Origin of the sequence: Formosa sejongensis (assembly GCF_033447105.1) — a bacterium.
Taxonomy (GTDB): domain Bacteria; phylum Bacteroidota; class Bacteroidia; order Flavobacteriales; family Flavobacteriaceae; genus Formosa.
Genome location: NZ_JAWQUN010000002.1, coordinates 451,881 through 466,381 on the forward strand (window position 1 = coordinate 451,881; position 14,501 = coordinate 466,381).

General features: G+C 32.6%; 7 protein-coding genes and 2 pseudogenes. 3 read left to right on the forward strand and 6 right to left on the reverse strand.

Annotation, left to right across the window (positions count from 1 at the left end):
• Positions 1 to 127 precede the first annotated feature (127 nt).
• The 3 genes and pseudogenes from R6X41_RS04270 to R6X41_RS19755 form a co-directional block, all read left to right on the forward strand.
• Positions 128 to 883 (forward strand): helix-turn-helix domain-containing protein, encoded by a 756-nt coding sequence (locus R6X41_RS04270; RefSeq protein ID WP_318497751.1) that lies wholly within the window; start codon positions 128 to 130, stop codon positions 881 to 883.
• Between the two features lie 378 nt (positions 884 to 1,261).
• Positions 1,262 to 1,567, forward strand: a pseudogene (locus tag R6X41_RS19750) (hypothetical protein); the annotation flags it as partial.
• Positions 1,519 to 1,755, forward strand: a pseudogene (locus R6X41_RS19755) (phage integrase SAM-like domain-containing protein); the annotation flags it as partial. The pseudogenes R6X41_RS19750 and R6X41_RS19755, both read left to right, overlap by 49 nt.
• 249 nt (positions 1,756 to 2,004) lie before the next feature.
• On the opposite strand, the gene R6X41_RS04275 reads toward R6X41_RS19755, so the two are convergent.
• From R6X41_RS04275 to R6X41_RS04300, 6 genes are all read right to left on the reverse strand, one after another.
• On the reverse strand, positions 2,005 to 2,409 hold the full coding sequence (locus R6X41_RS04275; RefSeq protein ID WP_318497753.1) for a BfmA/BtgA family mobilization protein: 405 nt from the start codon (positions 2,407 to 2,409) through the stop codon (positions 2,005 to 2,007).
• A gap of 363 nt (positions 2,410 to 2,772) precedes the next feature.
• Entirely contained in the window at positions 2,773 to 4,161 is a 1,389-nt protein-coding gene (locus R6X41_RS04280; RefSeq protein WP_318497755.1) for a GH1 family beta-glucosidase, read from the reverse strand.
• A gap of 17 nt (positions 4,162 to 4,178) precedes the next feature.
• Entirely contained in the window at positions 4,179 to 5,789 is a 1,611-nt protein-coding gene (locus R6X41_RS04285; protein ID WP_318497757.1) for an MFS transporter, read from the reverse strand.
• 633 nt (positions 5,790 to 6,422) lie between these two features.
• Positions 6,423 to 9,713 carry a VCBS repeat-containing protein gene (locus R6X41_RS04290; RefSeq protein WP_318497759.1) on the reverse strand — a complete coding sequence of 1,097 codons (3,291 nt, stop codon included), beginning with the start codon at positions 9,711 to 9,713 and terminating at the stop codon, positions 6,423 to 6,425.
• Positions 9,714 to 9,818: 105 nt separating this feature from the next.
• Positions 9,819 to 11,354, reverse strand: a complete 1,536-nt coding sequence (locus tag R6X41_RS04295; RefSeq protein WP_318497761.1) for a RagB/SusD family nutrient uptake outer membrane protein — start codon at positions 11,352 to 11,354, stop codon at positions 9,819 to 9,821.
• Positions 11,355 to 11,374: 20 nt separating this feature from the next.
• Positions 11,375 to 14,380 (reverse strand): SusC/RagA family TonB-linked outer membrane protein, encoded by a 3,006-nt coding sequence (locus tag R6X41_RS04300; protein ID WP_318497763.1) that lies wholly within the window; start codon positions 14,378 to 14,380, stop codon positions 11,375 to 11,377.
• Positions 14,381 to 14,501: the final 121 nt, after the last annotated feature.

Below are 14,501 nucleotides of genomic sequence, written 5' to 3' on the forward strand. Positions count from 1 at the left end.
AAATGTTTTAAAAAGACCCTTCGAACGGTTTTAAACTAAAAACATTAGCATTTAAGTATTCTTTTTGCTAATATTGTTAGACTAAGTTAATGAAATATTTTAATTATGCAAATAAAATTAGCAACAAATGTCGTTATTCGGAAAAAATATAAGAAAAATAAGAAGCATCAAATCACTTAGTCAACAGGCATTTGCGGATATATTTGAGCTTAAACGCGGGACTTTAGGTGCTTATGAAGAAGGCAGAAGTGAACCTAAAATTGAGACCATTATTAAAATTGCTAATTATTTTAGCATTACTATTGACGCCATCTTAACAAAGGAACTCACCGTTAATGAACTTTTAAAATTTAACGGGGATTTAGAAAGCAATCATAATATAGAAAAAAATGAATTCCCTAAAATTCCCTGCATCACACCTAAGGATCAAGATAGCTACATTAAACATTCGGAGAACTCAAACTATATAAAAGATTTACACCATTTAAGTTTACCTGTAGAGCAAAACAAAAAGTTGAGAGCATTTATTGTAGATAATTTAGAAATGAGTTCTGACAACAGCGGACTTTTCCCTAAAGATATTGTTATTGGCGAATGGATTCCTAAATCAGATTTTGATACTTTGGAAAATCCTAGCATATGTATATTATTAACGTCTAAGGATATTGTTTTAAAAAGAATACACCCAAGTAAAAATAAATTCACTTTAAGAGCAGATCATTCTGGAATTGAAGAATATACCATTAATCACTCTGAGGTAAACGAGCTTTGGGAAATTAGATATGTATTTAATTATAGAGTACCAGAACTTAAAAACAACCAAATCTTAAATAAATTAGCATATTTAGAACATGAATTCAAAAAATTAAAATCATCACTTTAAATATCTTTTTAAAGTGATGATTTTAAACAAAAAAAGCCAACTATAAATAGTCGGCTTTCTCTTACTGTGCGGGCGGGGAGACTCGAACTCCCACACCGCGAGGCACTAGATACTAAGTTCTTAAAAATTGCATATCAAAAAATAGCAAAAAACACTAAAAGCCACTTTTTCAGTCGTTTAATATTTTTACACTAACATATAACGTTATATGGCAGTATAAAAAGTGTTACCCATGTGTTACCCCTTTTTTATTACCTTTAAGTAAACACTGAAAATTATGGCTACCTTAAAAACAGTTTACATAGCAAAAAAGATACTAAGGGAGAAATCATTTATCGATTAGCTTTACGACTTAATGTAAATTAAAAACGCAGTTACTATCACCTAGGCCAAAATATTGAACCTAACCATTGGGATGATCATGCCCAAAAAGTAAAAAGCAAACATTCGAAACACAAACAAATCAATAGACTAATTCGAAAAAAATATGATGAAGTAGAAGACATTCTTTTCAACCTGGAATCGTCAAAACAAAAATATACAGCTAAAATGGTTATTGATTCTATTAGAAATAATAAAAGGACTCAATCCTTTTTTGATTTAGCAGAAGAGCATATAGAGGATCTAATAGGGCTAACAATTATAATCGCGCTATTTCAGACAACAGTAAGATTAATAGAATAAAAGAATTTTCAAATGGCAAGGATTTTACTTTTGAAGATATTGATGAATCCCTTCTGAAAAAAATGAAAATTTACTTACCAACGACCTCAAAACTTTCAGAACGTTCAATAATGAATCTTTTTGTATTAATTCGATTACTGTATAATAATAATGCCATTCGTAAGAAAATAGTTGATCAAAAATTTTATCCCTTTGGTAGAGATAAAATAAGAATAAAGTCTCGACAAATGCTTCAAAAACTATATAGACATACTAATCTTAGTACAACAATAGGTTACCAAGGCAATTTCACCCATAAAAACACAGATGATGCATTGGATTTAATTACGTCTTTTTAAACTTAAATAAGATTACATCTAAATCATTTATAATAACTTAATCTCCCCCAAATCACCATAACTTATCTGCGTATGGATCCTGTGCTGTTTTTATAGTATTCAGATAGATAAACGTGAAGTAAAAACAGTATAGGACGCATTTATGGTTTTGATTTGAAATTGAAGTTTTAAATATTCTTTTATTCTCCGCTTTTCTTCAAATCTCACCTTCTGTTCCATAATTGGTTTTCTGGAGAACTCTGCCTCTTCAATAAGTGCCTGCAACATCTCAACTGTTGGTTTGGTTTGATGCTTCTTTATGTTCTTCAACATCGCAATCATACCATTCATTCGTATTTTAAACACATTTTCCAAAGTCTGAATTTTGGAATCTAGAGAATCTAATGGAGTCATCTCATTTCTTCCAAAAAATTCTAACATTATTATTAACGTCATAGATTTTGATTTACCAATATACTTACAATATCTGTTGAATTTTTTAGCTACTGAGATTTTTATACTCAAGTTAGCAAATCGTTATTTTTCGTGTCCTTTATCCATTTTTGCGTGAATTTAGTGTTGATTTTACTGGACTCAGAGCCATTTTGCGTGAAAAACATTCAGATTTTTAATAAATTAAAATCTCAAACAAAATATAAATAATTGATTTTACAGTTAATTACAGGTAAATAAAGACAACATAACCTCGCGCAGCGGGTTACCCTCTTGCTACTCACTTTCGTCCCATCCAAAGTGGGACAAACCGTTTACCTTTTTTAAACTACTACTAGATTTTAATTTTTGTATTAATTCTTCTCATTTTAAGATGTTTATTGTTTTAATCTTGAAGTTTCTTTACTAAAATCATTATTTGATCAAAAATAATTTTCAATATAAAAAATCGACACTATTCTTAGACATAACGTCTTTAAACCAATGCGCAGATTTTTTTGGAAAACGTTCTAATGTTTCGAAATCAACATAGTGCAATCCAAATCTTTTCTCATACCCCAACGCCCATTCAAAATTATCCATAAACGACCACGCAAAGTATCCTTTAAGTTTTACGCCTTCATTAATTGCTTCATTACAAGCCTTTAAATAACTTTGATAAAAATCTATGCGCTCTTGATCATTCACTTCACCATCAACAATCTTATCTGCATAAGCACAACCATTTTCTGTGATATATATATTCGGACTGTCATAGCGATCATTAATCCAATGTAATAATTTTTTACAACCCCATGGCACTACTGCCCATTGCATAAGTGTAAGGTCCCAACTTTTATCTAAGGATAAATCGACATCTTGGTCTTCAGAAATACCGCCATTACCATAAATACTTCCTTCTTTAATAGTTCCATCAGAGTTTGAAGCATACATTGTGGTGTAGTGATTCAATCCAAAAAAATCTGAGCTTCCTTTGAGCATATTTTTCTCATCTTCAGAAAAAACAGGTAATCTATCGCCTAAACGTTCTTTCATAACTTTTGGATAATCGCCTTTATAAACAGGATCAGCAAACCATGCTAAGAAAAACTCAAGTGCTCGTTCAGCAGCTTCCTTATCTTCCTTACTATTTGTAAGTGGCTCACGCCAATCGCAATTATTAGTAATACCTATTTGACCATTTTGACTGCTATATTTATTTCGATATAATTGAACAGCTTTCCCATGCGCCAAAATTAAATTATGACCAGCTAAGTAAGGTGCAGATGTAGATACTCTCCCAGGGGCAAAAGCACCTTGACCATATCCTAAAATAGCAACCACCCAGGGTTCATTTAATGTAATCCAATTTTTCACACGATCTCCAAACCGCTCAAAGCATACATCGGCATAAGCTTCAAAATAATCTGATATAGAATCTCCCAACCAACCATCATCTTCCAGTTGAAGAGCTAAAGGCAAATCCCAGTGATACAATGTAACCCAAGGTGTAATATCTGCTTCAATTAAAGCATCTATGAGGTTATTATAAAAGGCAATACCTTTTTCATTAATAGCTTCTTTTCCTGTTGGCATAATCCTTGACCAAGCAATTGAAAACCTATAGGCCTTTACACCCATATTCTTCATAAGTTGAATATCTTCTTTATATTTATTGTAGTGATCACATGCAATTTCTCCAGTTTCTCCATTTTGGATTTTTCCAGGAATACTCGAAAAAGCATCCCAAATAGATGGTCCTTTTCCATCCGTAGTAGTTGCGCCTTCAATCTGATATGACGAGGTCGCTGTACCCCAAACAAAATCTACAGGAAATTTTTTCATTATAATTATATTTTTTTTTAAACGTGTTCTTTTAATTGTGCTGCTCTTTTAATATTTAAATCTGAGGTAATCACATCCATTTTTTTCTTATTAAGCGGATAGAGCATCATGACCGCAGCGGCAACAATGGCTACAATTGCGGGTACCCAACTCATAAGCATTATCATACCTGGAATAGCCCCTTCAATGGCTACTTGATTTTGACCATTATAATTAAAATAAGAAAGTACAAAACCAATAATAGCACCAGCAATACCTCCTCCAAATTTTGTAGCAAGAGATCCAGCAGAATATATTAGACCTGTTGCTCGTCGTCCATTTTTCCATTCTGAAAAGTCGGCTGCATCTCCTAACATTACAAATAATAGTGTTGGAAACATTGCTGAAGCGGCTTCGGATATAATACCTATAATAAAAATTGCTGTAGTATCTTGAGGCCCGCAAAATACAAACAAACAATTAACTGCAGCTGAAAAAATTAAAGCATAAATAAATAATTTCTTTTTACCAAATATTTTACCTAGAGGCGCTACAAGCATGGCACCACCAATAGATGCTAAAGTTAATGCCACCATGAAACTAGCTGCTAAAAGCTCTTGATGCAAATAATGTGCAAAATAGATAACAACAATACCTTGCTTTATAGCCGTATAAATATTGAACAATAAGCCTATTACTAATAAAACCGCCCATGGTTTATTTCTAAAAAGTTGCTTTAAGTCCTTTTTAATATCGCTTTTTTGATCTTTAGGCGCTTTAACTCGTTCTTTAGTTGTTAAGAATGTGATAATCATAAAAATGGCCAAAAACACCGACAATAAATACATTGATTTGCTATAACCTTCTTTTTGATTAATAATGGTTATGCGGTCTGCATTTAGGTCATCAATATCAGTGACAATAAAACGATATTCTTTATTAGCTTCCATTTGGAAACTTTTACTCGCAGTTGCATCATTATTTAAAACGGTATTATCTGCCCAAGCAAATTTACCAATCCCTTTGTCTAATTTTATACGAGCACTTTCCACATTTAAAGGTGCAGAAACAACGACTTCATAATTTGTAGAATCAGGAATATTGTAGACGTTAATTTCCGGATTTACATTCCCAAAAAAGACAACTAAATATAAAAGAGCACCCTGTACTAACATACCACCAGCAAAAGCACCAACCATTCGGTAAGACCCCAGACTAGTGCGTTCTTTATCGTCTCCAGTCATAACAGCCATAAGCGCTCCATAGGGAATATTATTAGCTGTATAAATAAGGGTGAATAATATATATGTGATATAAGCGTAAACAATTTTACTTTGTTCTCCCATTTCGGGAACTGTAAATAAAAGTGATAAAATAAGCGCTAATGGTACTGCCGTCCATAAAATCCATGGTCTAAATTTACCGTATTTTGAATTGGAACGATCTCCAATAACCCCCATAAGAATATCACTAATACCATCGCTAGAACGTGCAACTAACATTAATAATCCAACAGACACGGGGTCTAAACCAAAAACATCGGTATAGAAAATGAATAAAAAAGTCGAGACACCTCTCCACGCAATATTAGCTGCCCCATCACCTAAAGCATATCCTATTTTTTCTTTAATTGAAATTTTGTTTGTCATTTCACATGTTTTAATTTAAATACATACACTAATTGCCATATTTGTTCTGATATATCCTCCTTTTTCATTTCAGGTCGTTTTAAAAAAAATAGATTGCCAATTAAGAGATTCAAACAATTAACCAAAACAAACTAAAAAAGCAACTAACAATAGAAATGAACTAATTTTAATGGCTGTTTTTTTAGACATGGTTTATTTTATAAAATGGAGCTTAAGACTAATGTATCTATTCAAAGGTAATTCAACACATGAAGTAATTATTATACTATTTTATCATTAATGCACTAATTTTAATACATCTGCCCTGTTTGTTTTGAAATACAGCCTTTTTTAGCTTTAAAAAAAGGAATGTACACATACTAATAATCACTATTGAATATGGACACTTAATAAGGAATGTAAAAAACCTCTGAAATTAACTCATTAAGCGTATTCGATACAGGTAGGAAACAACTACACTTTAACAGCATATTTACACGAATCATTTAAATCAATTTCATAAAACAACCGCTGTTAAAAACCTTAATCTCAGTTTTTGTATTGACCAAATGTCATCAAAATAAACAACAGGCACTTAAACTAAAAAACAACCAAAATAATATTGAGTGTTTTAAAATTCTAAAAAACACTTATCTAATTAACCTTTATAAACTGTAAGAAATCATCATTTTTAACAGCAATGATATAATCTTCATTTTTAATTTTAATTTCCCCTAAATCTTTTACATCTCCAGTGGCATAAAAACCACTTTTTGCTGGAGGAATTGGGTTAAATGTTCCGTTTCCATTTCCTTCAAAATAATAACCAAAACCGCCATCGTTTCTTGGGGTTTCAATCTCTGAAACATATAAATTTCCCGCAATTACAAAATCTAATTTTTCATCATTGTTAAAATCTTCTACCACAATTTGATTGATACTTGACAATTGTGCTTCAATTGGTAATTGATGAATTACAAACTCAGTTTCTTTATTTTCTAAATAAATACTCGCAAATGATTTCACTTGATAATGCAGTGCATTCTCTAACTTTTCTTTAGAATAAACATCTACCAAAGTTGCTTCAGAAAAGCTGTCGTAGTTTTTAAACTTCGATTTAATACTTGGTATTTGTTGGGAAGAACATGAGCGACCTCTTACCGGAAATTGTTTACCTTCATTGTAATAACTCAACACTATATCACTTTGATTATTTTGGTCGAAATCATTTACATAAATATCAAAAGTTTCACTATCATTTGCCTGATACTTGTAATTTAAACCGTTGTTTCCAACAATATAATCCATGTCTCCATCATTGTCAAAATCACCTTCCTTGATGCTCCACCACCATCCGGCAGTTGCATCGGTTAAACCCAATTCTTCTGATGTATTTTGAAAACCATTTTCTGTATTTTTAAAAACTTTTATAGGCATCCATTCTCCAACAATAATAATATCTAAACGCTCATCATTATTATAATCGGTGATTACAGCACTTGTAGCCATTCCTAAATTGAAAAATTCTTTTGCTAATTTTTCAGTAGCATCTTCAAATTTGACTTCGTTTTTGCTGCTTTTATTCAACAATAAATAAGTGTTTGCTGGCGACGGATATTTTCCTGGAACTTGACGTCCTAAAACCAATACATCTTGTTTTCCATCGTTATCAAAATCGGCATGGCATACTTTTGAGCCACTTGTTTTCATCACTGGCAATGCATTCTCTGCCTTTGTAAATTGTCCTTTTCCGTTGTTTAAATACAAGCGATCTTGTAACATATCAGATTCTGGAGCAAACTCATAACCTCCGCTTACCACATACAAATCGTTATCTCCATCATTGTCTGCATCAAAAATTAATGCGCCAATATCTTCACTGTATTTATCTGTTTTGAAAGCTTCCATTTCTTGCAATTCAAAAGAAGTTGTTGTTTGAAAAAACAAACTTCCTAAATGATCAAAGGAACCACCTACATAAAAATCATCCAAACCATCATTATTTAAATCTCCAACTGCTAAAACTGGTCCAAATTGCGACATCTTATGTGGCATTAAAACCTGCGTTAAAAAGTCATCATTCACGTTTTCAACATGTTTAAACACTGGTAATTCTTCATTTTCAGTAGTTTCAAATAACGTATTTGGCTTTTCTTCTAAAGTAGTTTCAGCTACAGCATTTGCTTGTTGCAATGTTAACAATTGATTGATGGCTACATTTTGTAATTTTTCAACTTTTCCATCATTCCAAACAACTTTTAATTCATCTATATTTTCAGCTTTGTTTAAACCGAAATGTAATTGTGGTGCTACTGAAGATTGAAATCCACGAGACAAGGTTAATTCTTGTAGTTGAGTTTGACCTTCTGTAGTTACATACACTCTATTTCCTAAACCAAATTTATTAGCTGAAGTTCCTTCAAAATTAATGGTGATAAAATTGTTATTATCCGCATTTGTATTTTCGTAAACAGAAGCAACCTCATCCACATTATTGGTGATAATTTCTAAATCTCCATCATTATCTAAATCGGCATAAGCAACTCCATTAGAGAATCCTTCATGTTCAATTCCCCAAGCTTCATTTGCTTTTTCAAACGTAAGGTTTCCTTTATTTTTGAAAATAAAATTGTCTATTTTTTCAGAAGGAATGAGTAAGCTTTTTTCTAAATCAGATAAATTAGTGCCATCATTTTTAGAATAGGTATTAAAAAAGTCTCGGTTATTTACCTCTCTTCTAATACCATTGGTAATGAATAAATCTTTATTTCCATCGTTGTCAAAATCAGCAAAAAGTGGTCCCCAACTCCAATCGGTTGATGACGTTCCTGTTAATCTTGAAATGTTTGAAAACTGTGGAATGTCTTTTAAATAAACACCTGTATTTAACTGCATACAATTGTGCATGTATTGGTAGTGAAATCCAGACAATACGGTTTCCCAAAACAATTGTGGATTCATACTTGCCATATTTGCTTTTTGTCGACGATTATTATTGGCATCCATATCTGCCTGAAAAATATCTAAGTTTCCATCGTTATTAAAATCTGAAACATCTACACCCATGCCGTAGAACGCAGTTTGAGCTGTCGCTTCTTTAACGACTTCTTTAAACGTTCCATCTTGGTTATTGATGTAAAAATAATCTGGAATACTATAATCACTTGAAATGTAAATATCTTGCCAACCATCGTTATTTATATCTGCAGTGACTACTCCATATGAAAAACCATAACTTTTTACACCTGCTATTTCTGAAACATTTGTAAACGTATCGCCGTCATTCCGATATAATTTATCAGATTCTGCATCAGTAACTCGTAGCATTTTATTCTTATACTCAAAATTAGAACTGTTTACATTAGATTTTGGATAATTTGCCACATACAAATCTAAATCGCCATCATTATCATAATCAAAAAAAGTTCCTTGTGTTGAATTTGCACTATCAGCCACACCGTATTCTTGTGCCTTTTCGGTGAAAGTACCGTCACCGTTATTTATGAAAAGTTGGTTTTCAGTGTTATCAAACATTCCTGAAACCGAACAATAAACATCTAAAAAACCATCACCATTTACATCGGCCATAGTAGTACCTGTGTACCAACGGTCGTCTCCTCCAATGTTTGCTTTTTCAGTAATATCTTCAAATTGAAGATTTCCTTTATTTAAATATAATTTGTTTTGAACCATATTTCCTGTAAAAAAAATATCAATTAACCCATCGTTATTAATGTCTCCTACGGAAACGCCTCCACCTGAATATATGGATGTATAATTGAAATAATTTAAAGAATCGTTTTCAGTAATAGTATTACTGAAATCAATACCTGATGAAGCCGTTTTTAAGGCTATAAAATTTTTACTTTCAACCGGTTTAATTTCTTTTTGACAACTCACTAAAAATACGAGACCAACTAATAAAAAAATATTTTTTTGTATCATAAAAATCTACTATTAAAAGTATAAAATTTGGTTATAGCTAAAAAGCAACGTGTTTTTAGTACACGTTGCTTTTAGGACTTAAAACATATTCAAATTTTCTAAATATTAGTATCCTGGATTTTGATCTGCAGGTGTTAATGCGGCATTTAAATCAATCTCTGTAATAGGAATTGGGAATAAATCATTTTTAGATGAATATCCTGTTCCTGCTAACTCTGTAGACGCTTTTCCCCAACGAACTAAATCCCAAAAACGTGGACCTTCGTGCGCAAACTCTAAGAATTTATCATCCATTAAAGCGTCAAATAAAGCATCTCCAGTTACAGTATCGTCTAATAAGCTGATTTCTGCTCTTAACCTAACTTTATTTAATTCAGTTCTTGCTTGATCATCAGCTCCTGTTTTGTTATACGCTTCTGCAGCTAAAAACATGACCTCTGCCAATCTAAACAATCTCCAATTTGAAGTATAGTTTAACTCCAAAATTCCAGCAGGACTAGTATCAGAAGTACGTGTTGCATATTTAATTCTAATAGCTCCTTCGTATCCATATATAGGTGTTGATTTGTTCACTGAACCACCTGCATCTATTAATTCTTGTTCCGTTAAAATAGTTGCTGATCTTCGCGTGCTTGGCCCCTCAGGTCCAGCAGCTTTAAATGCATTGATTACTTTTGTAGAAGGATAGTTGAATCCCCATCCGTTTATTAAGCCAACTGGAGTAATATCAAATTCTGTACGTGGCCCCATTAACTGAACGTGTAGGTTACTTTCCATTCTTCCTCCCCATTGCACATTACCCCAATCGTATCCATTGGTAGAAATGTATCCCATTTCAAATAATGATCCACTTCCAAATTCACCTTCTACAGACCATACATCTTCCATAGTAGGAGCTAAATAATAGCTTGAATTTGAAAGCACTGGCTCTAAATATTGTAAAGCTTCTGTATAATTTTCTTCAAAAACTAATACTTTTCCCATTAAGGCTTGTGCTGTAGCAACCGAAACTCTAAAATTTTGAGCTACTGCCCCTCTTGTAGGCAACCCAGCTATTGCTTCTGTTAAATCTGCTTTTACTTGCGTATAAATTTCTGCTCTTGTACTTTTAGGAATTGCAAAAGCTTCAGAATTTAATTCTGTTGGGTTTATTAAACGTAAAGGTACATCTCCCCACATTGTTGTTAATTCAAAATAACACCAAGCTCTCATAAATTTAGCTTCAGCTAACACAAATTTCTTATTTGATAAGTCTCCTTTTTCTACATTTTCAATCACTGTATTTGCCAATGCAATTGTACGGTAATATAAATTCCAAACACTTGTAATTGCAGGGTTAGAAACTGAAATATCTGTATATTCACTAATTTCAACTAACATAGGTTGATCTGTAGCAGAACTTCCTCCTGCAATAACATCATCTCCTGGTAACATTTTTACAAAATAGGCAGCTGTCCAATCTCTTGAATAGTTGTATTGCATTAGGTCATATATACCTATCAATGCTTGTTCAGTATTTGCTTCGTCTTCAAAAAAGGTTGAAGCATCTAACACTCCTACTGGAGGAATTTCTACAAAATCGTCACTACACGATACACTTATTAAAAGTATAATTATCGTACTATATATTAATTTTTTCATATTTATCTAAATGTTTTTTATTAAAAATCTACTGACAATCCAAACATGATTTCTCTAGGGATTGGATAAAAACCTCTATCAACACCAACACTATTATCTTCGAAACTACCTGCTTCAGGATCTAGACCTGAATATTTAGTAAACGTGAAGTAGTTATCCATAGATATATACAATCTTAAACGTTTAAGATGTGCTCGTTGTACTAACTCATTAGCAAAAGTATATCCTAATTGTAATTGTTTAATTCTCATATAAGAACCATCTTCAACAACTAAGTCTGATTGGTAAGCATCAGCTACATAAGCAGCACCTGGCATAGAAGCTACATCTCCTGGCTGTGTCCATCTATTATCAAACCAACTCACCTCTTTGTTTGTTAAAGGACGTGAAGGTTGGTTGTAAGCTGCAATAATTTGATTTCCAGAAACGCCTTGAAACATTAAGTTGAAATCGAAATTTTTGTAAGCTAAAGCAATGTTTCCTCCGTAAATTAAATCTGGTTGAGGTGAACCAATGTACGTTTTATCATTTGAATTAATTTCGCCATTATCATCCGTATCTACAAATATTGGAGCTCCCGTTGCTGAATCGATACCCGCAGTCTCGTATCCATAAAAATACCATACTGGGTAACCTTCTTCAAATCTTGTAATACCATCTCCATTTTGTGGGGATTCTGCTCCAATAAGTGGTGCAGGTACAATTACATCAGTAACTTCATTTTTCAATGTAGAAATATTAAATCCTACAGCATAACTAAACCCACTATCCGTTTCATCATTCCATCCTGCTTCAAACTCTAAACCTTTATTGGATACTGTTCCACCATTAATTGCTCCTACTGTTTGCCCTAAAGAAGGTGGTGCCATAACGTTTCCATCAGGAAGAATTAAATCACGAGTAATTTTACTATACCAATCTGCTCCAAAGTTTAATCTACCGCCAAAAGCTCTTAAGTCAACACCAATATCTGTTTGTTCTGAACGTTCCCAAACTAAATTAGGATTCGCTAAATCTCCAGGAGTTACACCTGTAATTCCCTGATAAACAACAGGAGTCGAACCATCAACAGTTCTAAAAACTTGAATATCACCATTTCCTGCTAAGTTAGCATCTGAACCATTTTGTCCCCAACTTGCACGTAATTTAAAGTAATCGACAGCGCCATCAGCATTCCAAAAATCTTCTTTTGAAATTACCCATCCTCCAGAAACTGCAGGAAAATAACCTCCTTTATTTTCTTTAGGGAATACACTTGAACTATCGTATCTTAATGATCCTTCAAATAAATATTTACCAGCATAATCATAAGAAATTCTTCCAAATGCTGAATTCATACTTTTTTGATAAATACTTCCTCCAATTTTATCATTATCTCTATTGGTATAGTCAAAATATGCAAACTCATCTGATTGATTTGCGACATCTCCTCCTTGTAAATAATACCAAGGTGCTTTAGTTTTCTCAGCAGAATAACCAACTATAGCAGAAAAATTATTTTCTCCAAAACTTTTTGTATAGTCGACAAAATTCTCCCACAACCATCTAGAATTTCTATTTACTGAATTGTTTAAAGAAACTTGTGTGTTTTGAGCTTCAGAACTCACATAATAAGCAGGAGTCCATCTATTGTCAAATGTATTTGATCTTTCGTAACCAAGTCTAGATGTAAAATTTAAACCTTCATACAGTTTTAATTTAGCATACACTGATAACAAAAATTTATCGGTATCAATTCCACCTCTATATAAATAGTTTGAGGAACCTACAGGGTTCATAACCTCACCATCTGAATATGTTGGATAACCATAAACATTTCCGTAAGGATCAAGCATCGCTGTTCCATTTGCAACACCATCTTGTGCTCGTGGAGGTAACGCCCCTGTATACACTACTGGAGTTAATGGATCTATTAATATCATATTATTAATAGGACTTCTATAAGAATCATCTTCCGCAATTGGAGAATTTCCAATATTAGTATAGGTCATATTAGCACCTACTTCTAACCATTCTTTCACATCACTTTTAACATTTAAACGTGTTGTATATCTTTTATATTTACTCTCATCTCCTACAGTACCATCTTGATCTATATAAGAACCTGATAAGTAATAAGAAAGCTTTTCAGTAGCTCCAGAAAAGCTAATATTATAACGTTGTACAAATGCATCATTAAATGTCTCGTCAATCCAATCCGTATCAACACCATTGTCTACAACTTGAGATTGCCCAGCTTCATTCATATAGGTTACAAATTGACTAGCATTCATTAATTCCATTTTCGAATTAATAGACTGAGAACCTAAACTAGTACTAAAACTAACTACTTGCTCTCCTATTTTACCCATTTTTGTAGTTACAATTACAACACCATTTGCACCTTCAGTACCATAAATAGCAGAAGAAGCGGCATCTTTTAATACTTCAATATTAGCAATATCACTAGGAGCAATATTATCCATTGAATTTACTTTCATTCCATCTACAATATATAATGGATCTGAACTACCGTTTGAACCTGCACCTCTAATTCTAACTTTTGCACCTGAACCAGGAGCACCAGAAGAAGAAATTACGGTAACACCCGAAACTCTACCTTGTAGAATATTCTCTACACGTGGACTTTGAGATTGTTCAATTTGTTTAGTATCTAAACTACCAATAGCTCCTGTTACTAAACTTTTCTTTTTAACACCATAACCAATAACGATTACTTCATCTAAAGCGTCTAATTCTTCAACCAATAACACATCAATTATTGATTTTCCTTTAACATTTACTTCACGTGAGCCGTACCCCACATAACTTACTACCAATATAGCATCTTCCGCTATATTGTCTAAAGCATATTTACCATCAAAATCACTGGTAGTTCCATTCGAAGTGCCTTTAACAATAATACTTGCACCAGGCATAGGACCATTCATGTCCGATACTGTTCCTGTTATATTTTGTGCGTATGCAGAGGAGCATAGTATAAATATACCAAGAAACAAAAAGTTCTTAAAAATTTGAATTTTCATAGATATTTAGTTTAATTAATAATTAGTTTGCGCTAAACTCTGTTTTTTTCAGTAAGCTTCGCAATTCAATATTACTTATAATGTTAATTAATTGTTAATACAATTTCGTCATTTGTTTGTA

Bases quoted from the DNA above. Each gene is read 5' to 3' on its own strand.
- R6X41_RS04270 (WP_318497751.1), top strand. From the start codon at position 128: ATGTCGTTATTCGGAAAAAATATAAGAAAAATAAGAAGCATCAAATCA.
- R6X41_RS04280 (WP_318497755.1), bottom strand. From the start codon at position 4,161: ATGAAAAAATTTCCTGTAGATTTTGTTTGGGGTACAGCGACCTCGTCA.
- R6X41_RS04285 (WP_318497757.1), bottom strand. From the start codon at position 5,789: ATGACAAACAAAATTTCAATTAAAGAAAAAATAGGATATGCTTTAGGT.
- R6X41_RS04290 (WP_318497759.1), bottom strand. From the start codon at position 9,713: ATGATACAAAAAAATATTTTTTTATTAGTTGGTCTCGTATTTTTAGTG.
- R6X41_RS04295 (WP_318497761.1), bottom strand. From the start codon at position 11,354: ATGAAAAAATTAATATATAGTACGATAATTATACTTTTAATAAGTGTA.
- R6X41_RS04300 (WP_318497763.1), bottom strand. From the start codon at position 14,380: ATGAAAATTCAAATTTTTAAGAACTTTTTGTTTCTTGGTATATTTATA.